The organism is Escherichia sp. KTE114, from assembly GCF_000407765.1.
GTDB classification, from domain to species: Bacteria; Pseudomonadota; Gammaproteobacteria; order Enterobacterales; family Enterobacteriaceae; genus Escherichia; species Escherichia ruysiae.
Map to the genome: position 1 here is coordinate 2,525,132 of NZ_KE136626.1, position 24,307 is coordinate 2,549,438.

General features: G+C 51.1%; 23 protein-coding genes and 1 pseudogene. 4 read left to right on the plus strand and 20 right to left on the minus strand.

The window, feature by feature from the left end:
- Positions 1-2: 2 nt before the first annotated feature.
- Genes citF through citC form a run of 4 tightly spaced genes read right to left on the minus strand, consistent with a single transcriptional unit; the run spans position 3 to position 3,820 of the window.
- Positions 3-1,535: a citrate lyase subunit alpha gene (gene citF / locus WC5_RS09110; RefSeq protein ID WP_000192252.1), complete on the minus strand. Its 1,533-nt coding sequence runs from the start codon at positions 1,533-1,535 to the stop codon at positions 3-5.
- A gap of 10 nt (positions 1,536-1,545) precedes the next feature.
- Entirely contained in the window at positions 1,546-2,454 is a 909-nt protein-coding gene (citE, locus tag WC5_RS09105; protein ID WP_000622357.1) for a citrate (pro-3S)-lyase subunit beta, read from the minus strand.
- Entirely contained in the window at positions 2,451-2,747 is a 297-nt protein-coding gene (gene citD, locus WC5_RS09100; protein ID WP_000700703.1) for a citrate lyase acyl carrier protein, read from the minus strand. The genes citE and citD overlap by 4 nt, the downstream gene beginning before the upstream one ends.
- Before the next feature lie 14 nt (positions 2,748-2,761).
- The gene (gene citC / locus WC5_RS09095; protein ID WP_000467677.1) at positions 2,762-3,820 is read right to left on the minus strand and encodes a [citrate (pro-3S)-lyase] ligase; all 1,059 of its coding nucleotides are present in this window, start codon (positions 3,818-3,820) and stop codon (positions 2,762-2,764) included.
- 378 nt (positions 3,821-4,198) lie between these two features.
- On the opposite strand from citC, the gene dpiB reads away from it, so the two are divergent.
- Entirely contained in the window at positions 4,199-5,857 is a 1,659-nt protein-coding gene (dpiB, locus tag WC5_RS09090) for a sensor histidine kinase DpiB (RefSeq protein WP_000938912.1), read from the plus strand.
- The gene (gene dpiA / locus WC5_RS09085) at positions 5,826-6,506 is read left to right on the plus strand and encodes a two-component response regulator DpiA (RefSeq protein WP_000126492.1); all 681 of its coding nucleotides are present in this window, start codon (positions 5,826-5,828) and stop codon (positions 6,504-6,506) included. Before dpiB ends, dpiA begins: the two co-directional genes overlap by 32 nt.
- Positions 6,507-6,544: 38 nt before the next feature.
- Here dpiA and dcuC read toward each other — a convergent pair whose 3' ends face one another.
- Positions 6,545-7,930 carry an anaerobic C4-dicarboxylate transporter DcuC gene (dcuC, locus tag WC5_RS0122330; RefSeq protein ID WP_000955046.1) on the minus strand — a complete coding sequence of 462 codons (1,386 nt, stop codon included), beginning with the start codon at positions 7,928-7,930 and terminating at the stop codon, positions 6,545-6,547.
- A gap of 303 nt (positions 7,931-8,233) precedes the next feature.
- A pseudogene (locus WC5_RS24110) lies at positions 8,234-8,326 on the minus strand (fluoride efflux transporter CrcB); the annotation flags it as partial.
- A 92-nt stretch (positions 8,327-8,418) separates the two neighbouring features.
- Here WC5_RS24110 and WC5_RS09080 point away from each other — a divergent pair.
- Complete coding sequence (locus tag WC5_RS09080) at positions 8,419-9,207, plus strand: deaminated glutathione amidase (RefSeq protein WP_010351627.1); 789 nt, start codon at positions 8,419-8,421, stop codon at positions 9,205-9,207.
- Positions 9,208-9,335: 128 nt separating this feature from the next.
- The gene (gene tatE / locus WC5_RS09075; protein ID WP_000503931.1) at positions 9,336-9,539 is read left to right on the plus strand and encodes a twin-arginine translocase subunit TatE; all 204 of its coding nucleotides are present in this window, start codon (positions 9,336-9,338) and stop codon (positions 9,537-9,539) included.
- Between the two features lie 99 nt (positions 9,540-9,638).
- Here the strand turns inward: tatE and lipA are convergent, their stop codons facing one another.
- The 14 genes from lipA to leuS form a co-directional block, all read right to left on the minus strand.
- On the minus strand, positions 9,639-10,604 hold the full coding sequence (gene lipA, locus WC5_RS09070) for a lipoyl synthase (RefSeq protein ID WP_000042619.1): 966 nt from the start codon (positions 10,602-10,604) through the stop codon (positions 9,639-9,641).
- A gap of 411 nt (positions 10,605-11,015) precedes the next feature.
- Positions 11,016-11,657, minus strand: a complete 642-nt coding sequence (lipB, locus tag WC5_RS09065; protein WP_000284038.1) for a lipoyl(octanoyl) transferase LipB — start codon at positions 11,655-11,657, stop codon at positions 11,016-11,018.
- 101 nt (positions 11,658-11,758) lie between these two features.
- Complete coding sequence (gene ybeD / locus WC5_RS09060) at positions 11,759-12,022, minus strand: DUF493 family protein YbeD (protein ID WP_000850550.1); 264 nt, start codon at positions 12,020-12,022, stop codon at positions 11,759-11,761.
- A gap of 108 nt (positions 12,023-12,130) precedes the next feature.
- Positions 12,131-13,342 (minus strand): D-alanyl-D-alanine carboxypeptidase DacA, encoded by a 1,212-nt coding sequence (gene dacA, locus WC5_RS09055; RefSeq protein ID WP_001092444.1) that lies wholly within the window; start codon positions 13,340-13,342, stop codon positions 12,131-12,133.
- 139 nt (positions 13,343-13,481) lie between these two features.
- Positions 13,482-14,570, minus strand: coding sequence for an endolytic peptidoglycan transglycosylase RlpA (gene rlpA / locus WC5_RS09050; RefSeq protein ID WP_001231395.1), 1,089 nt, complete (start codon positions 14,568-14,570; stop codon positions 13,482-13,484).
- A gap of 10 nt (positions 14,571-14,580) precedes the next feature.
- Positions 14,581-15,693 carry a peptidoglycan glycosyltransferase MrdB gene (gene mrdB / locus WC5_RS09045; RefSeq protein ID WP_000131717.1) on the minus strand — a complete coding sequence of 371 codons (1,113 nt, stop codon included), beginning with the start codon at positions 15,691-15,693 and terminating at the stop codon, positions 14,581-14,583.
- Between the two features lie 2 nt (positions 15,694-15,695).
- Positions 15,696-17,597: a peptidoglycan DD-transpeptidase MrdA gene (gene mrdA, locus WC5_RS09040; RefSeq protein WP_000776182.1), complete on the minus strand. Its 1,902-nt coding sequence runs from the start codon at positions 17,595-17,597 to the stop codon at positions 15,696-15,698.
- 30 nt (positions 17,598-17,627) lie between these two features.
- The gene (gene rlmH, locus WC5_RS09035) at positions 17,628-18,095 is read right to left on the minus strand and encodes a 23S rRNA (pseudouridine(1915)-N(3))-methyltransferase RlmH (protein ID WP_000776104.1); all 468 of its coding nucleotides are present in this window, start codon (positions 18,093-18,095) and stop codon (positions 17,628-17,630) included.
- A gap of 3 nt (positions 18,096-18,098) precedes the next feature.
- Entirely contained in the window at positions 18,099-18,416 is a 318-nt protein-coding gene (gene rsfS, locus WC5_RS09030; protein ID WP_001161665.1) for a ribosome silencing factor, read from the minus strand.
- A 259-nt stretch (positions 18,417-18,675) separates the two neighbouring features.
- Positions 18,676-19,287 carry an adenosylcobalamin/alpha-ribazole phosphatase gene (locus WC5_RS09025; RefSeq protein ID WP_010351190.1) on the minus strand — a complete coding sequence of 204 codons (612 nt, stop codon included), beginning with the start codon at positions 19,285-19,287 and terminating at the stop codon, positions 18,676-18,678.
- Between the two features lie 23 nt (positions 19,288-19,310).
- Positions 19,311-19,952, minus strand: coding sequence for a nicotinate-nucleotide adenylyltransferase (gene nadD, locus WC5_RS09020; RefSeq protein WP_024191079.1), 642 nt, complete (start codon positions 19,950-19,952; stop codon positions 19,311-19,313).
- A 1-nt stretch (position 19,953) separates the two neighbouring features.
- Positions 19,954-20,985, minus strand: coding sequence for a DNA polymerase III subunit delta (holA, locus tag WC5_RS09015; protein ID WP_000620557.1), 1,032 nt, complete (start codon positions 20,983-20,985; stop codon positions 19,954-19,956).
- Positions 20,985-21,563, minus strand: a complete 579-nt coding sequence (gene lptE / locus WC5_RS09010) for an LPS assembly lipoprotein LptE (RefSeq protein ID WP_001269666.1) — start codon at positions 21,561-21,563, stop codon at positions 20,985-20,987. The genes holA and lptE overlap by 1 nt, the downstream gene beginning before the upstream one ends.
- A gap of 14 nt (positions 21,564-21,577) precedes the next feature.
- Positions 21,578-24,160 carry a leucine--tRNA ligase gene (gene leuS, locus WC5_RS09005; protein WP_010351186.1) on the minus strand — a complete coding sequence of 861 codons (2,583 nt, stop codon included), beginning with the start codon at positions 24,158-24,160 and terminating at the stop codon, positions 21,578-21,580.
- Positions 24,161-24,307 lie beyond the last annotated feature (147 nt).

Below are 24,307 nucleotides of genomic sequence, written 5' to 3' on the forward strand. Positions count from 1 at the left end.
GCTTATTCCTTCACCTGATGTACAACATCAATCACCGAGCCATCGCGGTAACGCACGACGGCAACGACGCGGTCGGTGAATTCAATCGGCTGTGGTTCACCGGTCAGCAGACGCGCGCGTTCGCGCAGCCACTCAATGGAAACCACTTTAATGCCCGCCTCCTGCAGACGCTCTGCCAGTTCAGGACGTGCCGGGTTAACTGCGATACCGTGGTCGGTAACCAGGATATCGACGCTGGAGCCAGGGGTGATGCAGGTCAGCACGTTATCCACCAGGGTCGGAATACGACCGCGCACCAGCGGTGCGACGATGATGGAAAGGGCGGATGCAATCGCAGTATCGCAGTGACCGCCGGAAGCGCCACGCAGTACGCCGTCAGAGCCAGTCAGCACGTTGACGTTGAACTGGGTATCAATTTCCAACGCGCTCAGTACCACCACGTCGAGACGATCAACCGATGCGCCTTTCGAACCCCAGTTGGCGTACTGGTTGGCGCTGATTTCGATGTGATTCGGGTTACGAGCCAGCGATTGCGCAGCGTGGCTGTCAAAGCTCTGCACATCCAGCAGTTTGCGGATCAGCCCTTTTTCATGCAGATCAACCATCGTTGCAGTAATACCGCCGAGGGCGAAGTCGGCGCGAATATCGCGGCTACGCATTTTGTCTTCCAGGAAACGGGTGACTGCCAGCGAAGCGCCGCCGGTGCCGGTCTGCATGGAAAAACCTTCTTTGAAGTAGCCGGAGTTGACAATCACATCCGCTGCGCTGCGGGCAATCAGCAGTTCGCGCGGGTTAGTGGTCATACGGGTCGCGCCTGCGCCGATTTTTGCGGCATCACCAACGCGATCGACTTTGACGATCAGATCGACCTGATCCTGTTCAATACTGGCCGGGTTATGCGGATAAGGCAGCAGTTCTTCGGTGAGCATCACGACTTGTTTTGCGTTGTCGGCATCGACCATCGCATAGCCGAGAGAACCGCAGCAGGCTTTACCGGTGTAGCCGTTGGCATTACCAAATTCGTCGCAGGACGGGACGCCGAGGAAAGCCACGTCGATATTCAGTTCACCGCTCTGTACCAGATGCACACGACCACCGTGAGAGTGGATTTGTACCGGTTCAGCCAGCAGACCACGGGAAATTTCTTCCGCCAGTGGGCCGCGCAGACCAGAGGTATAAATGCGGGTTACTACGCCCTGACGAATATGTTCTACCAGCGGCGCATGGCAGTCGCTCAAAGAGCTGGACGCCAGTGTCAGGTTTTTAAAGCCCATCTTCGCGATGACGTCCATCACCATATTGACGGTCAGGTCACCGCCACGGAAAGCGTGGTGGAAGGAGACGGTCATGCCGTCCTTTAAACCAGAACGACGAATAGCGTCTTCCAGGTTGGCGCACAGTTTGCGATCGCGCGCTTTTTCAGCCTGGTAGGTTTGCTTTGGCGAGTTCTGGAAAGCGGCAAGATCGCATTCAGCGCGACGATTCCAGGTCGCTACCCGTTCTTGTCGTTGAGATTGTTCAATTTTCTGCGTCATTTTGATTGCCTTATTCTTCGCGGATGCCGGAAAGTTCTGCGCGGGAGAGCACCAGACGGGCACGATCGATAACCGGACCGTCAACCATCTTGCCGTTCAGGGAAACCACGCCGAGGCCTTCGCGAGCGGCGGCTTCAGCGGCTTCTACGACGCGGCGTGCGTGATCCACTTCTTTCTGGGTTGGTGCGTAGAGGTTGTGCAGAAGATCAATCTGACGCGGGTTGATCAGCGATTTGCCATCAAAGCCCAGCTGTTTGATATGTGCAGCTTCTTGCAGGAATCCGGCTTCATTGTTAGCGTCGGAATAGACCGTATCGAATGCCTGGATACCGGCAGAGCGCGCGGCCTGCAAAATGGAGCAGCGAGCGAACAGCAGTTCCGTACCTTCCGGTGAGCGTTCTGTACGCAGGTTGCGCACGTAGTCTTCCGCACCCAGTGCGATACCGATTAAACGTTCAGATGCGTGAGCGATTTCTACCGCACGGGTAATACCCAGCGGAGATTCAATTGCCGCCAGCAAACCGGTGCTGCCCGGTTCACGTCCACAGGCTTTTTCAATACGCAGGATCTCTTTTTCGATATCCAGCACATCCTGAGCGGTGTCAGTTTTCGGCAGACGCACAACGTCTGCGCCACCACGAACGACGGCTTCCAGGTCGTTAACGCCCCATTCGGAATCCAGTGCGTTTACACGCACAATGGTTTCAATGTCGCGATACAGAGGATGTTGCAGTGCGTGGTAAACCATGCGGCGAGCGGTGTCTTTTTCACGCAGCGCCACGGAGTCTTCGAGGTCAAACATCAGGGCATCTGCCGGGTAGATGAAAGAGTTGCTGACCATCGCGGCATTAGCGCCAGGCACAAACAACATGCTGCGGCGGGTGCGGGTTTTACGTTGTTGCAGCGAAGCGGAAATCATTGGCAATCCTCCCATGGCAGAGCCGGGATACCGCTGGCGCGCGCCAGCAGGGCTTCCAGTCGTGCACGTAAAATGCAGTCCAGTGCGCCTTTGTCATCGACATTCAGCTGTACGCCGCGCACGTTATAGCGGGCGAGAACGTCCAGAATGGTGGTGCGAATCGCATCGCCAAACTGTTTCTCAACGCTGCTGTTGATTTGCAGGTCGATATCCTGCGTATCGAGCGGGGCGATGCGTATCATCACATCCCCAGACTCAAGGGTGCCTGCAACGGCGGGCTGGTTTATTTTCATTTTTCACCTGTTTCTCATGCGGGGGTCTTTTGACGAGCTGCCGCGTCCTGGCGGGAGTGTTCAAGCAGATTCTGCAAGTAATGCAGCGTGGCTGCCGGAACCAGCGGCGCGATAGCCGTGAGATCGTTTTTCACCAGCAGTTGGCGTACCCGGGAAGCGGATATCGGCATCTCCTGGTAACGCAGCCGCTCAATTTCAACCAGTTCAATGGGCGGTGCGGAGATAGTCGGTGTTTCCAGCCAGTAGCGCATATCCTGGTTGTACTGGGCGGTCACGCGGCAATAAGGTTCAGTACCAACAAAGCGATGGGTAACGCCCAGTGCGGGAGCGAGGTACTGACGGAAAATCTTCAGATCAATTTCGGTGTAACAATGGTTAATGACGCTCTGTTCTTTAATGAAGTAGCAGGGGAACGTGGCGCGGGAGATGATGTATTCGGAGCCGCGATGCACGGTCAGGCGCGGAATATCGGCGGTGCCTTTCAATACCAGATCCAGCCGGTCTTCATAGGGAAAGCGCGAAGAATCTTCTTTGACTAAAAACAGATGCAGGCAGTCACACTGTGCCGCTGCCTGTTGAATCAGATAACGGTGACCGTTAGTAAAGGGATTGGCGTTCATCACAATGCAGCCAATTTTGTTCCCTTCATGACGAAATTTTTTTAGTGACTCGGCATAGCGTTTCAGACGTGTGGCACTGTTTTCCATCAACACCATCACGCCAGGTACGCTGGTCAGCGTGTAAAAACCGCACTGGCGGAACAGCGCCTCGTATTCGGTTTTGGTATAAATAAACAGATGCGTGCTGTGTCGTTCATAGGCGAGGTTTATCAGTTCAGTGGCTAATGTCAGCGCCAGTCCTTCACCGCGAACAGATTCGCTGATAGCGACGCACTTAATAATATTTCCGGCGATTCCACCGCAAGCGATAAGCTTTTCATTGCGAGTTACGGTAATAAATACTTCGACTGTTGTGTCAACGCTCAAATCATTGTCATGCAGAAATTGGGCAATTTCTGCCATTTTTTTATTTTCTGAACGTTTTACCCGGGTGAAAATATCATTGCCGAACATAATAAGTCATATCCTGAAGGTATGTGTTGTTATCAATTTGCAATGAATGTTATTCAGTGTTGCAAACTGATAACCTTTTATTTTCAGTTGGGAGAAAGGGCAGCGAGCGAGGTATATCTGTTTCTCCTTTTGCCATACATCCTAAGGAGTATTGCGGCGTGAAATTTTGATTTATTTCACATAGAGTTAGTGGTTTTTTATTTATTTAATGGTTTTAAGTTTTTTAATTAATGTAATTGCGGATTAGTGCGTGGTTTTAAGTTATTTAATTGATTTAATGAATGAATTTTGCCACGATTATATTTGATTTTTATATATCGAGATTCAACATTTTAATTACATTCACCAAAAGACAGGGTTTACCCCGCAAGGAAAACAATGTTGCAGTTTAATGAGAATAAACAGTTTGCTTTTTTCGAACGACTGGCATTTCCGTTGCGTATCTTCCTGCTGATTCTGGTGTTCTCAATATTTGTCATCGCAGCACTGGCACAATATTTCACGGCCAGTTTTGAGGACTATTTAACGCTTCATGTGCGCGATATGGCAATGAATCAGGCGAAAATTATTGCCTCCAATGACAGCATCATCACGGCAGTTAAAGCGCGTAATTACAAACGGCTGGCGACCATCGCCAATAAATTGCAAAGAGATACTGATTTTGACTACGTGGTGATAGGTGACCGTAACTCGATCCGCCTTTATCATCCTAATCCCGAGAAAATTGGTTATCCCATGCAGTTCACCAAACCCGGCGCGCTGGAGAAAGGGGAGAGCTACTTCATCACCGGGAAAGGGTCAATTGGTATGGCGATGCGTGCCAAAACACCAATCTTTGATGATGATGGCAAAGTCATCGGCGTGGTGTCGGTGGGTTACCTTGTCAGTAAAATCGATAGCTGGCGCGCCGAATTTTTATTACCAATGGCCGGCGTATTTGTCGTGCTGCTGGGTATTCTGATGCTGTTGTCGTGGTTCTTAGCCGCACATATCCGCCGCCAGATGATGGGGATGGAACCGAAGCAAATTGCGCGCGTTGTTCGTCAGCAGGAGGCGCTGTTTAGTTCGGTTTATGAAGGGCTGATTGCAGTAGACCCGCACGGTGACATAACCGCCATCAACCGTAACGCAAGAAAAATGCTGGGACTGAGTTCCCCGGGGCGGCAGTGGCTGGGCAGACCCATTGCAGAAGTGGTCAGACCCGCCGATTTCTTCACCGAGCAGATTGATGAAAAACGCCAGGATGTGGTGACAAATTTTAACGGCCTGAGCGTCATTGCTAATCGGGAGGCTATTCGTTCTGGCGATGATTTGCTGGGGGCAATTATCAGCTTTCGTAGTAAAGACGAAATTTCCACCCTTAACGCACAACTGACGCAAATTAAACAATACGTTGAAAGCCTGCGCACATTGCGTCATGAACATCTCAATTGGATGTCTACGCTCAATGGTCTGTTGCAGATGAAAGAGTATGATCGCGTGCTGGCGATGGTTCAGGGGGAGTCTCAGGCTCAGCAACAGCTTATTGACAGCCTGCGCGAAGCCTTTGCCGATCGCCAGGTGGCGGGGCTGTTGTTTGGTAAAGTACAGCGCGCCCGCGAACTGGGGCTAAAAATGACAATCGTCCCCGGTAGCCAGCTTTCTCAACTGCCGCCAGGGCTGGACAGCACTGAGTTTGCGGCGATTGTGGGCAACTTACTCGATAACGCCTTCGAAGCCAGTTTGCGCAGCGATGAAGGGAATAAGATCGTCGAATTATATTTGAGTGATGAAGGCGCTGATGTGGTGATTGAAGTCGCCGATCAGGGTTGCGGCGTCCCAGAGGCTCTGCGCGACAAAATATTTGAGCAGGGCGTCAGTACGCGTGCTGATGAACCCGGTGAGCATGGCATTGGGTTGTATCTTATTGCCAGCTATGTAACGCGCTGCGGTGGAGTTATCACTCTTGAAGAGAATGACCCCTGCGGTACTTTATTTTCAATCTATATTCCGAAAGTGAAACCTAATGACAGCTCCATTAACTCTATTGATCGTTGAGGACGAAACGCCGCTGGCAGAGATGCATGCGGAATATATTCGTCACATTCCCGGATTCAGTCAGATATTGCTGGCGGGAAACCTGGCGCAGGCCCGAATGATGATCGAGCGTTTTAAGCCGGGGCTTATCTTGCTGGATAACTATCTCCCTGACGGTAGGGGAATTAATTTACTGCATGAACTGGTGCAGGCGCATTATCCTGGTGACGTGGTGTTTACTACTGCTGCCAGCGATATGGAAACGGTGTCTGAAGCAGTACGCTGTGGTGTGTTTGATTATCTGATAAAACCAATTGCTTATGAGCGTCTGGGACAGACGTTGACCCGTTTTCGCCAGCGTAAACATATGCTGGAAAGCATTGATAGTGCCAGTCAGAAGCAAATTGATGAGATGTTTAACGCTTATGCGCGTGGCGAACCGAAGGACGATCTTCCGACTGGTATTGATGCGTTGACACTTAACGCAGTGCGGAAACTTTTCAAAGAGCCAGGTGTGCAACATACGGCGGAGACGGTAGCGCAGGCATTGACCATCAGTCGCACTACCGCCAGACGTTATCTTGAATATTGCGCCAGCCGCCATCTTATTATTGCTGAAATTGTTCACGGCAAAGTTGGCAGGCCGCAGCGCATTTACCACAGTGGCTGAAGAGAGTGCCGGAGGAAGCACGCCTCCGGCAAGGAGAATTACTTACCTGTAACTGCGGCGGCTGTACCGGGTACAATCAACTCTGTAGCCACGATGACAATCACCAGCCCAACAAGCACCGGTACCGAGGTGCGTTTAACCACTTCAAAAGGCGAAATTTTTGCCATCCCGGCAACCGCAACCACCACGCCAGAGACAGGCGAAATCGTGCGACCCAGGTTTGACGCCTGGAGCATTGGAATAGTCAGGTATGCCGGGTTAATACCAGAAGAGTGCGCCAGTTTCGGGATCATCTCAACGAATGCATAGAATGGCGCATTGCCGGAACCCGTAGTCACCGCCGCCAGCATCGTCAGGATAACCAGCACCAGCATGAGGATAATGCTCGCTGAACCAAACGAGGTAGCGATTGAGATCAGGCTTTGGATAAAGCCAATGGTGCTAAGACCCTGAGCAAAAACCCCTGCCGCAACTAATAGCATTACCACGTTAGCGAAGGCATCAGCCATGCCGCGATAAGCCACTTCGAGGCCAGAAAAGACTTTTTGAGTATTAAAGCTGCGAATAAATTCCAGAACGGAGGCAATCAGCATACATATCACCAGAATGGTGATGATGTGTAATTGCGGACCCCATTTGCCGTCAAAAAATAGCACGCCAATGATCGGTGTGAACGGCAGAATGGCGTAAAACGTGGGAGCGGTGGTAGTGATTTCGCTGACATCTAACATTTCATGAGAGATGTGCTCTTTTTTATCCAGATAACGCTGCCAGAAAAAATGGGCAATCGCCATGCCGATAATTGCGGCAATTGAGATAGGCAGCGTCGTTTTGAAGGCGAAGTCAATTAACGGCATTTCGGAAGCCTGCGCCGCCAGCACCACATCACCGGAAGTTGGTGCGAGAATAATCGCCGCCGGTGAGGCGCAAATGGCAGCTGCCGCGCCGCGACTAATACCCACGTTCACCATGACCGGGAACAACGTTGCCATCAGTAAAACGCCCAGGCCCGTTGCGGAGGAAACTGCCAGTGACATCAGGCAGGCAACAAAATAGGCGGCAATCATCAGCAGGTAAGGGGAATTTATGTACTGCAGCGGTTTTGACGCCAGCTTGACGACCATATCATTTGCGCCGATATGGGTCATATAAGCGGCAAAACCACACAGCATCATAATCATCATGCCAAGATCGCCACCGCGACTCATCAGCAATATTTTAATGTATTCAACGATATCCGTGGCACTGTAGCCCGTTGAAGTCTGGCTGGCAGGTAAAACTTTGTGCCCCATAATGGCACTGATAATCAGCAATAACAGACCACCTGCAAATAATACCCCGGTGGCGGAATACCCTTTAATGATGTAGCGAGCTACACCCACAATAACCATAACTCCAATAAGGAGCTCAATGAATGTCAGCATAATTTTTCCTGTTCCAGACTCCAAGATAAATAATAACAAATTCCTAAGGCTAAAGAGAAAATATGCCGAATAAATGGGTGTCGAATGCTGATTAAAATCAAGAAAAGCTACCATTAAGACATTGGTGTTTTTGTTTTTTATACCTGAATAACAAAATGCATTTTTATGACCGGTATTTATTAATATGATTATGTGTGCTAATTGATAAGTAATTGATGCGGTTTTGTTAATTGTTTTGGTGGAGGATTGTTTTTTACGTAGAAAATGATTTTCTTTATACGCGTGCTGGTAGTGTAATGGATATTGGCTTGCTGGGTTAAATCGCATACTTAACAGCCATCTCGCCACGCTTCCCGTACCACCGCCAATAAAAACTGCTAAAAGGAGTTGTAACACTGCAAAATCCTGCTATTTGATTTGTATGAGTGATAAGTGTAACGCCGAATAATCGTCGTTGGCGAATTTTACGACTCTAACAGGAGGTGGTAATGCTGGTTGCCGCAGGACAGTTTGCTGTTACATCCGTGTGGGAAAAGAACGCTGAAATTTGCGCCTCGTTGATGGCGCAGGCGGCGGAAAACGACGTCTCGTTGTTTGTTCTGCCGGAAGCCTTGCTGGCGCGAGACGATCATGATCCGGATCTATCTGTTAAATCAGCGCAGCTGCTGGAAGGCCAATTTATCGGGCGTTTATTGCGGGAAAGTAAACGTAACATGATGACGACAATTCTGACGATTCATGTTCCCTCTGCGCCGGGGCGCGCATGGAATATGCTGGTGGCTCTTCAGGCGGGAAAAATTGTCGCTCGTTATGCCAAACTGCATCTTTATGATGCGTTCTCCATTCAGGAGTCGCGTCATGTTGATGCGGGTAATGAAATAGCCCCGTTACTGGAGGTCGAAGGCATGAAAGTTGGGCTGATGACCTGCTATGACTTACGCTTTCCGGAGCTGGCGTTGGCACAGGCCATACAGGGAGCAGAAATCCTGGTCCTTCCGGCAGCCTGGGTTCGCGGACCGCTCAAAGAGCATCACTGGTCAACGTTGCTTGCCGCTCGTGCTCTGGATACCACCTGTTATATGGTGGCGGCAGGGGAGTGCGGGAACAAAAATATCGGGCAAAGCCGGATTATAGATCCCTTTGGCGTCACTATTGCGGCGGCGGCAGAAATGCCGGCCTTAATCATGGCGGAAGTGACACCTGAACGCGTGCGTCAGGTACGTGCACAACTCCCCGTCTTAAACAACCGACGGTTTGCGCCACCGCAATTATTATGATGTTTTTTTATTCGGCGCTTGATTCACCTTGTTACAGATTGCTATTGTGTGCGCGCGTCGAATGACCGTTAATATTCTCTGGTTTTTAAGGCGCGTTCTGTTGCCGGTTTTATGTCAAGAAGGTATCTATGGGTGAGATTAGTATTACCAAACTGCTGGTAGTTGCGGCACTGGTCGTTCTGCTGTTTGGGACTAAGAAGTTACGTACGCTGGGCGGAGACCTTGGAGCGGCTATCAAAGGATTCAAGAAAGCGATGAATGATGACGATGCTGCGGCGAAGAAAGGCGCAGACGTTGATCTTCAGGCTGAAAAGCTCTCTCATAAAGAGTGACGTGGCGAGCAGGACGCTCCCTCAATATCTTGTTCGATAAAAAAAACCCGCTTCAGATAGCGGGTTTTTATCAGACAGATGTAAGTAATTATTACAGGATTACTTAACTTCCATCCCTTTCGCCTGCAAATCGGCGTGGTAGGAAGAACGGACAAACGGGCCACATGCAGCATGGGTAAAGCCCATCGCCAGTGCCTCGGCTTTCATTTCGTCGAACTCATCCGGGCTAACGTAACGTTGAACCGGCAGGTGATGACGGCTTGGCTGCAAATATTGCCCCAGCGTTAACATGGTCACACCATGACGACGCAGATCGCGCATCACTTCAATAATTTCTTCATTGGTTTCGCCCAGACCCACCATTAAACCAGATTTGGTCGGGATTTCCGGATGAGCTTCTTTAAAGCGTTCTAATAGTTTCAGCGACCAGTTGTAATCCGCGCCCGGACGTACCTGACGGTAAATACGTGGCACGTTTTCCAGGTTGTGGTTGAACACGTCTGGCGGCGTGGCGGTCAGAATATCCAGCGCGCGATCCATACGACCACGGAAATCCGGCACCAGAGTTTCAATTTTGATTTCCGGGCTTTTTTCCCGAATGGCTGTAATGCAATCCGCAAAGTGCTGGGCACCGCCATCGCGCAGGTCATCACGGTCAACGGAGGTGATAACCACATAACGCAGCGCCATATCAGCAATGGTCTGTGCCAGTTTCACCGGCTCATTGGCATCCGGAGCTACCGGGCGACCGTGGGCAACGTCACAGAACGGACAACGGCGGGTACAAATAGCGCCGAGGATCATAAACGTTGCTGTACCGTGGTTGAAGCATTCTGCCAGGTTAGGGCAGGAGGCTTCCTCGCAGACAGAATGCAGGCCATTTTTGCGCATTGCGGCTTTGATGCCCTGGATACGTGTAGAGTCTGCTGGAAGCTTGATTTTCATCCATTCCGGCTTGCGCAGCAGGGCTTCGTGCTCTGTTGCCACGTTTTTAACCGGGATAAGGGCCATCTTATCGGCATCGCGGTATTTAACACCGCGTTCCATCACAATGGGTTTACTCATAGCGTGCGTGTTCCAGTTGCGAATTACGAAGGAAAGCGTTCAACTCAATAGATTGTTGTAATTATCAACTATTTTTGAATTAACGACTGGCAGTATATCATTGAAACGGTCCAGAAAGCAGCCAAAGCGGTCGTGAAAATGTAAAATTGTTGTTGGTTTGTGCCATTTTGTCGTTTATCTCTGTGATCTGGCTGTAACAATAATTTTTTCAAATGGCGTTATCGGTAACATCAATCATTCATGAAGTCTGGGGCATGCCGGATGAATTTGTTGTAATAGGCAGCACAATCCATTTGCTCCTCATTTAATGCTGAAAAGGGCTATCTCTCCAGAGGCCAGCAACGGTTAAAGAGGACATAAATGTGGGCATGAGTAATGACCCAGTGCAAGTCGGGTCATTTATGAGCGTCGTTAAGCAGGTATATATTCTACGGCAGGATTATTTAGCAGTGCTAAAATATTTCTCAGCAACCGTGGTGCAACATTATCGGTTGTCGCATCAGGTCTCCATTGTGATATTTTAGCCATTTCCATTCCCGCATAACCACAAGGGTTAATGCGTAAAAATGGCGAAAGATCCATATTGACGTTTAATGCCAGGCCGTGGAATGAACAACCGCGACGAATACGTAAGCCGAGCGAGCAAATTTTCTTTTCCCCGACATAGACACCCGGAGCATCGGCACGAGGATGTGCATCAATATCCAGTTCAGCCAGGGTATTCACTACCGTTTGTTCGAGTAAGGTCACCAGCTCACGCACACCCAGTTTGCGGCGTTTAAGATTAAACAGAACGTACATTACCTGCTGACCTGGGCCGTGATAAGTCACCTGACCGCCACGGTCGCTCTGGATCACCGGAATATCGCCCGGCATTAAGATATGTTCCGCTTTTCCTGCTTGTCCCTGAGTGAATACCGGATAGTGCTCGACCAGCCAGATCTCATCAAGGGTATTTTCATCGCGGGTATCGGTGAATTCATGCATAGCCTGGGAAATTGGCTCGTAAGGCTGAAGACCGAGCTGGCGGACAAGAATTTTATCCTGATACAAAACGGCATCTCCGTGGAGAATGAGTAAAAGTGGAGAAAAAGTATATCACAGAGGAGGGAGGGGAGTTACCCGACCAGGAGGCCGGGTAATGGTAAAGCGAGTTACAGAACCATGCGGACAATATCGATTTTGCCCAGTTCTTCATACAGTGTTTCAACCTGCTCGATATGAGTGGCGTTGATAGTGATAGATACCGAGTGGTAGTTGCCTTTGCTGCTTGGTTTTACCGTTGGGGTGTAGTCACCTGGCGCATGGCGCTGTACCACTTCAACCACCTGATCAACCAGCTCAGGTAACGCCTGCCCCATTACTTTGTAGGTAAAAGGAGTAGGGAATTCAAGCAGTTCGTTAAGTTTGGTTTTCATGTCAGCTCCGGCGTAACGTAATTAAATAGCAACTCCCGCCAGAAGGCGGGAGTTTTTACTGATGCTTAGTATATGGGGGCGGAAATTACACTTTCAAGTGTTCAATTTTCAACCAAACCAGTGATGGAACATTAATTTAATGTAATCAATGATTTTACCGAAGAAGTTACCTTCCGGGATTTCCTGCAACACCACCAGCGGACGTTGCTCAATGGTTTTGCCGTCAAGCTGGAAGTTAATAGTACCGACGACCTGATTCTTTTGCAGCGGCGCATGAAGCTCACTGCTGTTCAGCACGTAGCTGGCTTTCAGGTCTTTCATGCGGCCACGTGGAATGGTCAGGTAAACGTCTTTATCAACACCTAACGAAGCACGGTCAGAATCACCAAACCATACTGGTTCAGAGGCGAACTCTTTGCCTACTTTCAGCGGGTTAACGGTTTCGAAGAAACGGAAGCCCCAGGTCAGCAGTTTTTTACTTTCAGCTTCACGGCCTTTGAAAGTACGTCCGCCCATGACTGCCGAGATCAGACGCATCTGACCCTCTGTCGCGGAAGCAACAAGGTTGTAACCTGCCTTGTCAGTATGGCCGGTTTTGATACCGTCGACATTCAGGCTGTTATCCCACAGCAGGCCGTTACGGTTGAGCTGACGAATACCGTTAAAGGTGAACTCTTTCTCTTTATAGATAGAGTATTCATTTGGCACATCACGAATCAGTGCCTGGCCGATCAGCGCCATATCACGTGCAGAGCTGTACTGACCGTCAGCGTCAAGACCGTGCACGGTCTGGAAGTGGGTATTTTTCAGACCCAGCGCGTTAACGTAGCTGTTCATCAGGCCAACAAAAGCATCCTGACTACCGGCGGCAAAGTCTGCCATAGCAACACAAGCATCGTTACCGGATTGCAGGTTAATACCACGGATAAGCTGTGAAACCGGTACTTGCATACCAGGTTTGAGGAACATCAGCGAAGAACCTTTAAACACCGGGTTACCGGTAGCCCAGGCGTCATTACCGATGGTCACTAAATCAGTTTCTTTAAATTTACCCGCTTTCATTGCCTGGCCGATAACGTAGCTGGTCATCATTTTGGTCAGACTGGCAGGATCGCGGCGGACATCTGCATTTTGCTCGGCGAGAACTTTGCCGGAGTTATAGTCGATCAGGATGTAGGACTCCGCGTCGATCTGCGGTACACCCGGGATCATAGTTTTGATATTCAGGTCATCGGCATGTGCAGCAGAGATAAAGGCTGTGCAAAGAGCCGTGGTGAGCGCCAGGCGCTTCATGATACGAGCGGAAGAAATGGTATTCATGGTCTGAACTACGACATCCGTGATGGAATTAAAAAAAGTGCCCTACTATAGCAAATGCACTACCGGCAGGCATCTGACTTTCCGCGTGACTTTGTTAACGTCATTTACAGAAATTGACACTTCAGTTGCCTGCTTTACGCTACTGCGCGGTGGTAATAAATGACTGTAATTGGGCTTCGGTTTGTAAACGTTGCTGCAAGGTACTGGCTTCGGCTTTGCTGGCAAATGGGCCAAGCTGGATCCGCCAGACTGCGCCGTTTTGGGTCACACGACCGGGAACGCCGAACTTCTGTCCTAACTGCTGTTGATACTGTTGAGCGCGCGCCTGATCGCTAACAGCACCGACTTGCACCATAAAGTTACCGCTGACATTTTGCGAAGCTGCTTGCGGTGTCACCATTGCTGGTGTTGTTGCAGGCGTTGAAGCCGGAGCTGTGACCACTGGCTGCGGTGCCGGCGTCGGTTCGCTGCCCTCCAGTACACCAGGTGCTAAGGTGGTTGGTGCGCCGAGAAAACCGCTGCTGGTTACCGGCGCGCCGGTCGGATCTTCGCTTTTTAGCGTCGCATTACTGACCGGAAGAATGTCACCCTGCGGGCCAGACCCTGAGCTTGTTCCCGCGCCGCCGCTTAAGTCGGGTGGTGCGGGCAGGGCATAAGTCTGTTTGGCGACAGTAGTACAAGCCATACCTGGGCCAGAAAGTGAACCATCCTGGGCGACGATAATCGGGTCGATGCGAACTTTGGTGTTGTTCGAGGTGTTAAGACGGTCGGCTGCCGCGCGCGAAAGTGAAATTACGCGGTCGTTGCCGTAGGGACCACGATCGTTAATGCGCACCACAATCATCCGACCGTTAGCCAGGTTAGTGATTCGCGCGTAGCTGGGGATCGGCAGCGTCGGGTGTGCCGCTGTTAGCTGCATCGGATCGAATGCTTCACCTGAGGCCGTCAGATTGCTGCCCGGTTCGGCATCATAAATAGCAGCCAGGCCAGCCTGACTAAAGCGTGATGGATCCTGCACGATTTTGTAGCTTTTGCCATCGCGCTGGTAATCCTGATTCGCTGTCGCGTTCAGTGGTTCGAAACGTGGTTCTGCCCCGCCAATCTCAACTATTGGGCCATTACATACCGCAGGCTGCGGTACACTTACCGTCTGTTGCTGACCATCATCGCTTGTACATGCCGCGAGCATTCCTGCCGCGATGCAGATCCCGAGCCACTGCTTACGCATTGCGCACCTCTTACACGCTTTTCGACAACATTTTCCTGTGGGTGTGGATTGACATCACAATCCCGAACCCAGCCATCAGCACTATAAGCGCCGATCCTCCATAACTGACCAGTGGGAGCGGAACCCCTACAACCGGCAGAATACCGCTTACCATACCAATATTTACGAAGACATAAACGAATAATATCAGCATTAAGCCGCCAGCCATGACGCGACCAAAGGTGGTTTGCGCTCTGGCGGCTATCCACAGTCCGCGCATGATCAGCAGAATATAGAGAGCGAGCAGAATCAAAATACCCACTAATCCCAGCTCTTCTGCCAGTACCGCGAAGATAAAGTCGGTATGGCGTTCGGGCAGAAATTCAAGCTGTGACTGAGTACCGTGCAGCCAGCCTTTGCCGCGTAATCCGCCGGAGCCAATAGCTATTTTAGACTGAATAATGTGATAACCCGCGCCAAGAGGGTCTGATTCTGGGTCGAGGAGCATCATTACGCGCTGGCGTTGGTAATCATGCATCAGGAAGAACCACAGAATCGGAATGAACGCGGCTACCAGCACCACTGCAACGCCGATTAGGCGCCAGCTAAGGCCAGAGAGGAACAGTACGAACAGACCGGAAAGCGCAACGAGAATTGATGTCCCCAGGTCAGGCTGCGCTGCGACCAGCAGCGTGGGCATAAATATCAGCACCAGCGCGATGGCGGTATTTTTTAACGACGGCGGACAAACATCGCGGTTGATAAAGCGCGCCACCATCAGCGGTACGGCTATTTTGGCAATTTCCGACGGCTGAAAACGGACGATACCGAGATCCAGCCAGCGTTGAGCACCTTTAGAGATGGCACCAAAGGCATCTACCGCCACCAGCAAAATAATACAGATGATATAGAGATAGGGCGCCCAGCCTTCATAAACGCGCGGAGGGATTTGCGCCATTACGACCATAATGACCAGACCCATTGCGATCTGACCGATTTTACGCTCCATCATGCCGATATCCTGGCCGCTGGCACTCCAGATTACCAGAGCACTGTAGACCAGCAATGCCAGTAAAATCAGCAGCATCGTGGGATCAAGATGGACTTTATCCCAGAATGTTTTTTTATTCGGATTATCCGTCATGATTAATGGTCCTCCGCTGCGGTAACCGCTGGGTTTTCCGCAGGCAGATCGGTGTTGTTATCGCCCAGCATAATGTGGTCGAGGATCTGGCGCATCAGCGTACCGACCGCCGGGCCCGCGCCGCCGTTCTCCAGAATCATGGCGACAGCCACTTGCGGATTGTTATACGGCGCAAAGGCGGTCATCAATTTGTGGTCACGCAGACGCTCAGCAATTTTGTGCGCATTATAGGTTTCGTTCGCTTTCAGACCGAAGACCTGAGCTGTACCCGATTTCGCCGCAATTTTGTACGGTGCGCTGGCAAAGTATTTATGTGCCGTACCGTTAGGGCGGTTAGCAACCCCGTACATACCGTCTTTCGCCAGCTCCCAGTAACCGGAGTGAATATCGCCGACTGGCGGTTCATGCGGTTGTACCCATGGCACCTGTTTGCCGTCTTCGGCGGTACTCATCAGCAAATGCGGAACCTTCACGACACCGTCATTAATCAGGATCATCAGTGCCTTACTCATCTGGATTGGGGTTGCTGTCCAGTAACCCTGACCGATACCGACCGGAATGGTGTCACCCTGATACCACGGTTTTTTAAAGCGTTTTTGTTTCCATTCGCGGGTAGGCATGTTGCCGGAACGTTCTTCTGCAAGATCGATACCGGTGTAATGGCCATAACCGAATTTACCCATCCATTCGGAAAGGCGATCGATCCCCATATCGTAGGCCACCTGGTAGAAGAAGGTATCCGCAGATTCTTCCAGCGATCTTGTGACATTCAGGCGACCATGGCCCCATTTTTTCCAGTCACGGTAACGTTTTTCCGACCCTGGCAGCTGCCACCAGCCAGGGTCAAACAGCGTAGTATTGCGAGTGATCACCCCCGCACTTAATGCTGAAACTGCCACATAAGGTTTAACCGTAGACGCCGGTGGATAAACCCCTTGCGTGGCTCGGTTCACCAGCGGTGTGTTCGGGTCGTTCAGCAATGCGGAATAATCTTTGCTGGAGATACCGTCAACAAACAAATTTGGGTCATAGCTTGGCGTGGAAACCAGCGCCAGCACACCGCCCGTGCGCGGATCGGTGACTACTACAGCCGCGCGGCTGCCTGCCAGCAGTGTTTCAATATACTGCTGGAGTTTGAGATCTATCGTCAGGTAAATATCGTGTCCGGCTTGCGGCGGTACTTCTTTTAACTGGCGGATGACGCGACCACGGTTGTTAACTTCAACCTCTTCATAACCGGTTTGACCGTGCAGCACATCTTCATAGTAACGCTCAATTCCCAGCTTACCGATATCATGCGTTGCCGCATAGTTGGCTAGTTTGCCGTCATTATTCAGGCGTTCGACGTCTTTATCGTTGATTTTCGACACATAGCCGATGACGTGAGTCAACGCTGAACCGTAGGGATAGTAACGGCGTTTATAGCCTTTAACTTCCACCCCGGGAAAACGGTACTGATTGACGGCAAAGCGCGCCACCTGTACTTCGGTCAGGTTAGTTTTCACTGGAATCGAGGTGAAACGGTGTGAACGTGCGCGCTCTTTTCTGAATGCAGCGATATCATCATCGGTCAGATCGACGACGCTGCGCAGGGCATCCAGCGTTTGCTGCACGTTATCGACTTTCTCCGGCATCATCTCTATCTGATAGATAGTGCGGTTGAGTGCCAGAGGGATGCCGTTACGGTCGTAGATAATGCCGCGACTGGGGGCGATAGGCACCAGTTTGATGCGGTTTTCATTAGAACGGGTCTGATAATCGGTAAAACGAACAATTTGCAGATTATACAGGTTGGCGATAAGCACGCCGGTCAGCAGCAAAATTCCCAAAAAGGCGACCAGCGCCCGGCGCACAAACAGTGCGGACTCTGCCGTATAGTCGCGAAAAGAGTTCTGTAGTTTCATCCGCTGCGTTTTCTACTCAAAGCTTTCTTATCACTCACGATGATAAGGATGGTTGGTGGTAATGCTCCACGCCCGGTACAGACTCTCTGCGACCAGTACGCGAACCAGCGGATGGGGGAGGGTCAGCGCGGAAAGCGACCAGCTTTGTTCTGCCGCTGCTTTACAGGCAGGTGATAACCCTTCAGGCCCGCCAATAAGCAGGCTGACGTCGCGGCCATCAAGCTTCCATCGTTCCAGTTCAGCGGCTAACTGCGGTGTGTCCCAGGGCTTGCCTGGAATGTCGAGGGTGACAATGCGGTTTTTGCCTGCGGCTGCCAGCATCTGCTCACCCTCTTTGTCGAGTATGCGCTTGATGTCCGCGTTCTTGCCGCGTTTTCCAGCCGGAATTTCAATCAGCTCAAAAGGCATATCTTTCGGAAAACGACGCAGGTACTCAGTAAAACCGGTTTGTACCCAGTCCGGCATTTTCGTTCCCACGGCCACAAGTTGCAGCTTCACACATTAACTCCAGAGTTTTTCCAGTTCATACAGGCGACGGCTCTCTTCCTGCATGACATGGACAATAACTTCGCCCAAATCAACGACAATCCAGTCGGCGCTGTTTTCACCTTCTACGCCGAGCGGCAATAGACCAGCAGCACGAGACTCCTGAACAACGTGGTCAGCAATGGACATAACATGACGGCTGGACGTACCCGTACAGATGATCATGCAGTCGGTGATGCTGGATTTGCCCTGAACGTCTAAGGCGATGATGTCCTGACCTTTGAGGTCATCAATTTTGTCGATAACAAAATCCTGGAGTGCTTTACCCTGCAAGTTTTCCCCCTGGGTGAATTAAAAAGATAAAAACGGTTTGTCAGTATACCTGAACCAGAGGCGATTTCGGGACAATTGTCGCCGAATCGGCTTTCGAAAGTGGGCTATCATCCCACCCCGCGCCGCAGATTGCATCGCCATTTTTGTAAAACAATTTCTACAAAGTCGTGTTTAGCGGAAAAAGTCTGGCTGCGGAGAATATCAGCCTGTCCGGGGCTGTCAATGGGCGCTGCACCTTACATGCAAAAAAACAGAAAAGTCATGCATCCCTATGCCAGATAGCACGGCTATTGAGGACACGTAGAGTTGCGAATGCGTCATTGATTTCAATGGCGCTCCAGCAGCCCTGCTCTACACGAAAATGCCACATCGCCCCGGCTGGCATACCAAGTAAGCGGGCAATTAACAGACTCAACACGCCCTGATGGCTGACGACTAATATATTTTTGTCGTGCTGATATTCAACAAATCTGGCAATAAACCTTTCTACCCGCTGCAAAAACGCCTGAAAACCTTCACCGTTAGTTGGGACGGTATGCTGCCAGTCATTGCACCATGCGTTATAGTTTTCGGCATCTTCTTGCATCAAATCGCGATGATGCCGCATCTCCCAGTCACCAAAAAACATTTCATTAAGCTCAGGGACGGTTTGTACAGGGAGCTGGCGGTCACTGAGAACCAGCCGCGCGGTATGCTGCGCGCGTTCCAGTTCACTACATAAAACCCTATCGAAGGGAACATCACGCAACAGGGTATGCAGGCTTTGAGCTTGCTCGATACCGCGTGCAGTCAGTGGCGTCGGCGCATGACCGCTGTACAATCCATCGACATTTGCCTGCGTTTCGCCGTGACGAATTAACCACAGTCGCATCATTCCCTCCGTGATGACAGCTATCAGCGATACAAGCCTTGTTGGTTAATGTAAGTCAATACAGATTCCGGCAACAAATCTTCACATGATTCGCCGTTTTGCAAGCGTTCGCGGATGATGGTCGCCGAGATGTTAAACCACGGCGTTTCAGCGAGGTAAATTTTACCAGCAGACTGAAGGTGCAGATCTTCCGGATTATGCGTCAAATGATCTTCCAGCCACTGCTGGTATTGTGGTTGCGCCATTTCAAGCGGGTAGCCAGGACGCCGACAGACAATTAAATGCGCATTGTCGAGGATCGTTTCGTATTCGTACCAGGTTGGAAAAGTCAGCAGTGAATCCTGACCAATAATAAACGCCAGTGGCACATCGGCACCTTGTTCCTGTCGCCACTCTTTGAGTGTTTGCGCAGTGTAAGAGGGGGCATTGCGTTTTAACTCACGTTCATCAAGGGTAAACAGTGGTTTATCGGCAATAGCCAGTTCAAGCATATGTTTTCGCTGCGCGCTGTTTGCTTCCGGCTGTGGACGATGCGGAGGAACATTGTTAGGGATAATAGTCACTCGCGTCAGACCAATCAGATTCGCCAGCGTTTCCACGGGTTTAAGATGACCATAGTGCACCGGATCGAAGGTGCCGCCAAACAGAGCCTGTAAAGATTTCATATCAACCATTGATAAATACGTCTGCCAGTGGTTTATGGCACAACAGAAGGGATAATCCCTCCAGATCTGCCCACACCGACTGGCCGTAATCTTGTTTGAGGGTGAGTTCCGTTCGTGTCAGAAGTTGCACGGCCTGACGTAACTGCGGCTGGCTTAAGCGATTTAATGCCTCGCCCATCATGCCCCGCCGGTTCTGCCAAACGCGATGCTTATCAAATAACGCGCGTAGCGGCATATGGGCAGATTGACGTTTCAAATTAACCAGTAACAACAGTTCACGTTGTAATGTGCGCAACAAAATAACCGGCTCGCTGCCTTCCAGACGCAGTTGCTGAAGAATGTGCAACGCGCGCTTGCTTTTGCCCATCAACAAAGCATCAACCCAATGAAAAGGGGTGAAATGCGCGGCATCATTCACTGCCTGCTCAACGCGCGGTAATGTCAGTTTGCCTTCCGGCCAGAGAAGCGATAAACGCTCCAGTGCCTGTGCCAGCGCCAGCAGGTTACCTTCATAACAATAGCAGAGCATCTGATTTGCAGCGTCATCCAGCTCTAAGTTGAGCTGTTTTGCACGCGCAGCAACCCAGCGAGGAAGCTGAGCCTGCTCCGGTGTCTGACAGGTTACCTGCACGCTTCGATTAGCAAGAGCAGTAAACCAGGCAGCATTTTCCTGCGCTTTGCTTAATTTATTGCCGCGCACGATCAACAGCAAATCGTCATGCAGCAGTCCGGTCAGTGTCAGAAGTTGTTCATTGATCGCCGCATTTGGTCCGTTTTCTGGTAACAGCAGCAATAGCGTTTGTCGACTGGCGAACAGACTCATGGCCTGGCATAGCGAAAATATCGCATTCCAGTCGGTGTTGGGATCAATGGAAAAAGTGTGGTGTTCTGCAAATCCTTGTGTTGCAGCCACCTGACGAACAGCGTCCTGGCTTTCCTGCAACAACAGAGGATCGTTACCAAGCAAAAGATACGCCGCGCGCAGCCCTTCATTGAGCTGCGCGCGGAGTTGTTCCGGGTACAACCGAATCATCAGTTACCCAGTGTGGTAGAGACGCGTGCAGGCGTTGCTGCAGTATCCGTTGTTTTCGACGTATCTTCGTCGGAACGGATATCCGCAGCGCGAATGCTTGGCAGCTTACGAATCAGCTGTTCGGCAGCACGGTCGTACATCTCTTGAATGATCATGCCTTGCTCATTATCTTTCGCTAACGCCATTTGCGGGTTATCGAAGAACGAACGGAAGACTTTGGCGCTAATCGGGTAGATGTCACGGCCAGGGATCAATACCGACGCGCTGACGGTCATCACCATTTGATATTCAGCAGTTTGACCATTACGGAAAACTGAAGCGGTATCCTGGGAGATTGATACAGCGCCCAAACGCAGGGATGGAACGTCCTTACGCGTGGTTTCTTTATCAAGCAACTCGACACCGTTCAGACGTAACTGATTACGCACCGCACGGCTTAACGGCCCGTTCGGGTCGCCTGAGTCCAGGATCATGACCTTCATAGTGGAAGGAACCTGCGTGGTATCACGCAGATGCCAGCCACACCCGGCGGTGATTAACACCGCCAGAGATAACAACAATGTTGCCAGATATCGCACGCTTCCTCCCGCGCTTAGCCAACGACCAGATTGAGGAGTTTACCCGGTACGTAAATCACTTTACGCACGGTAACGCCATCAAGATATTTTGCTACCAGATGTTCCTGGCCAGCACGTTCGCGAACCTGTTCTTCCGTTGCATCTACCGGAACGGTGATTTTGGCACGGACTTTACCGTTAACCTGCACCACCACCAGCGTGGAGTCTTCCACCATCGCTTTCTCGTCTGCAACCGGCCACGGCGCGTTGTCGATATCGCCTTCGCCTTTCAGTTCCTGCCACAGCGTGAAGCAGATGTGCGGCGTGAACGGGTTAAGCATACGGACAACGGCCAGCAGGGCTTCCTGCATCAGCGCGCGATCCTGCTCGCCATCGGTCGGCGCTTTCGCCAGTTTATTCATCAGCTCCATAATCGCCGCAATTGCGGTGTTGAAGGTCTGACGACGACCGATATCATCGGTCACTTTAGCGATAGTTTTATGAACATCACGACGCAGAGCTTTCTGATCTTCAGTCAGTGCATCAACGTTCAGCGCCGCAACATCACCTTTCGTAGTGTGCTCGTAAACCAGTTTCCAGACACGTTTCAGGAAGCGGTTAGCCCCTTCAACGCCGGACTCTTGCCATTCGAGAGTCATATCCGCCGGAGAAGCGAACATCATAAACAGACGAACGGTGTCCGCGCCGTAACGTTCAACCATCACCTGTGGGTCGATACCGTTGTTCTTCGACTTGGACATTTTGCTCATGCCGGTATACACCAGTTCATGGCCAGCCGCGTCTTTCGCTTTCACGATACGGCCTTTCTCGTCGCGCTCAACGATAGCATCAACCGGGGAAACCCAGTTACGTTCGCCGTTTTCGCCTACATAGTAGAAGGCGTCTGCCAGCACCATACCCTGACACAGCAGCTGTTTCGCTGGTTCGTCAGAGTTCACCATGCCTGCATCACGCATCAGTTTGTGGAAGAAGCGGAAGTAGAGCAGGTGCATGATGGCGTGTTCGATACCACCAATATAGATATCCACCGGCAGCCAGTAGTTAGCCGCTTTGGAATCCAGCATACCCTCTTTGTACTCTGGGCAAGTGTAGCGCGCATAGTACCAGGAGGACTCCATAAAGGTGTCGAAAGTATCGGTTTCACGCAGCGCCGGCATACCGTTAACGGTGGTTTTCGCCCACTCAGGATCTGCTTTGATCGGGCTGGTAATACCGTCCATTACCACATCTTCCGGCAGGATCACCGGCAGTTGGTCGTCCGGGGTAGGCATCACCGTGCCGTCTTCCAGCGTCACCATCGGAATCGGCGCACCCCAGTAACGTTGACGGGAAACACCCCAGTCGCGCAGGCGATAGTTTACTTTACGCTCGCCAACACCCATTGCCGTCAGTTTGTCGGCAATGGCGTTAAAGGCCGCTTCATGGTCAAGACCGTTGAACTCGCCAGAGTTGAACAGCACGCCTTTTTCCGTCAGCGCCTGCTGGGAGAGATCCGGTTCAGAACCGTCAGCCGCCAGGATAACCGGCTTGATGTTCAGGCCGTATTTAGAGGCAAACTCGTAGTCGCGCTGGTCGTGACCCGGAACTGCCATGACTGCGCCAGTGCCGTACTCCATCAATACGAAGTTTGCTGCCCAAACCGGAATTTCTTCGCCCGTTAATGGGTGAACCGCTTTAAAGCCAGTATCGACACCTTTTTTCTCCATCGTTGCCATTTCAGCTTCAGCAACTTTGGTGTTACGACATTCGTCAACGAAAGCCGCCAGTTCAGGATTATTTTCTGCCGCTTTCTGCGCCAGCGGGTGACCCGCCGCTACCGCCAGATAAGTACAACCCATAAAGGTGTCCGGGCGGGTAGTGTAAACGGTCAGCGTGTTGTCATAGCCGTTAACGTTGAAGGTGATTTCCACGCCTTCGGAACGACCGATCCAGTTACGCTGCATGGTTTTAACGGTGTCTGGCCAGTGATCCAGTTTATCCAGATCGTTGAGCAGTTCGTCAGCGTAAGCGGTGATTTTGATAAACCACTGCGGGATCTCTTTACGTTCAACTTTGGTATCGCAGCGCCAGCAGCAGCCGTCAATAACCTGTTCGTTAGCCAGTACGGTCTGGTCGTTCGGACACCAGTTGACCGCAGAAGTCTTCTTATATACCAGGCCTTTTTTATACAGCTCGGTGAAGAATTTCTGTTCCCAACGGTAGTATTCCGGCGTACAGGTTGCCAGCTCGCGGCTCCAGTCATAACCAAAGCCCAGCATTTTGAGCTGGTTTTTCATATACGCGATGTTGTCGTATGTCCACGGTGCCGGTGCGGTGTTGTTTTTCACCGCCGCGCCTTCCGCAGGCAGACCAAACGCGTCCCAGCCGATCGGCTGCAGGACGTTTTTGCCCAGCATACGCTGGTAGCGGGCGATCACGTCACCGATGGTGTAGTTACGTACGTGGCCCATGTGTAGTCGACCAGAAGGATAGGGAAGCATAGACAGGCAGTAATACTTCTCTTTGCTCTCGTCTTCGGTTACTTCAAATGTGCGCTTCTCATCCCAGTGAAGCTGTACTTTGGATTCTATCTCTTCCGGGCGGTATTGCTCTTGCATGGCAGCCAGTGGTCCTGTTTTCAATACGGCTACAAATGTAGCGTTGAGGTGGTTTTTCAGATCCGCATAGCATAGCCCAAACGTCCGCGTCAAAACAGCCTTTCGCGCACTCGACGTTGAAATGATGCCCGGATTATTCATACATTA

Bases quoted from the DNA above. Each gene is read 5' to 3' on its own strand.
- citF (WP_000192252.1), bottom strand. From the start codon at position 1,535: ATGACGCAGAAAATTGAACAATCTCAACGACAAGAACGGGTAGCGACC.
- citE (WP_000622357.1), bottom strand. From the start codon at position 2,454: ATGATTTCCGCTTCGCTGCAACAACGTAAAACCCGCACCCGCCGCAGC.
- citD (WP_000700703.1), bottom strand. From the start codon at position 2,747: ATGAAAATAAACCAGCCCGCCGTTGCAGGCACCCTTGAGTCTGGGGAT.
- citC (WP_000467677.1), bottom strand. From the start codon at position 3,820: ATGTTCGGCAATGATATTTTCACCCGGGTAAAACGTTCAGAAAATAAA.
- dpiB (WP_000938912.1), top strand. From the start codon at position 4,199: ATGTTGCAGTTTAATGAGAATAAACAGTTTGCTTTTTTCGAACGACTG.
- dpiA (WP_000126492.1), top strand. From the start codon at position 5,826: ATGACAGCTCCATTAACTCTATTGATCGTTGAGGACGAAACGCCGCTG.
- dcuC (WP_000955046.1), bottom strand. From the start codon at position 7,930: ATGCTGACATTCATTGAGCTCCTTATTGGAGTTATGGTTATTGTGGGT.
- WC5_RS09080 (WP_010351627.1), top strand. From the start codon at position 8,419: ATGCTGGTTGCCGCAGGACAGTTTGCTGTTACATCCGTGTGGGAAAAG.
- tatE (WP_000503931.1), top strand. From the start codon at position 9,336: ATGGGTGAGATTAGTATTACCAAACTGCTGGTAGTTGCGGCACTGGTC.
- lipA (WP_000042619.1), bottom strand. From the start codon at position 10,604: ATGAGTAAACCCATTGTGATGGAACGCGGTGTTAAATACCGCGATGCC.
- ybeD (WP_000850550.1), bottom strand. From the start codon at position 12,022: ATGAAAACCAAACTTAACGAACTGCTTGAATTCCCTACTCCTTTTACC.
- dacA (WP_001092444.1), bottom strand. From the start codon at position 13,342: ATGAATACCATTTCTTCCGCTCGTATCATGAAGCGCCTGGCGCTCACC.
- rlpA (WP_001231395.1), bottom strand. From the start codon at position 14,570: ATGCGTAAGCAGTGGCTCGGGATCTGCATCGCGGCAGGAATGCTCGCG.
- mrdB (WP_000131717.1), bottom strand. From the start codon at position 15,693: ATGACGGATAATCCGAATAAAAAAACATTCTGGGATAAAGTCCATCTT.
- mrdA (WP_000776182.1), bottom strand. From the start codon at position 17,597: ATGAAACTACAGAACTCTTTTCGCGACTATACGGCAGAGTCCGCACTG.
- WC5_RS09025 (WP_010351190.1), bottom strand. From the start codon at position 19,287: ATGCGACTGTGGTTAATTCGTCACGGCGAAACGCAGGCAAATGTCGAT.
- nadD (WP_024191079.1), bottom strand. From the start codon at position 19,952: ATGAAATCTTTACAGGCTCTGTTTGGCGGCACCTTCGATCCGGTGCAC.
- holA (WP_000620557.1), bottom strand. From the start codon at position 20,985: ATGATTCGGTTGTACCCGGAACAACTCCGCGCGCAGCTCAATGAAGGG.
- leuS (WP_010351186.1), bottom strand. From the start codon at position 24,160: ATGCAAGAGCAATACCGCCCGGAAGAGATAGAATCCAAAGTACAGCTT.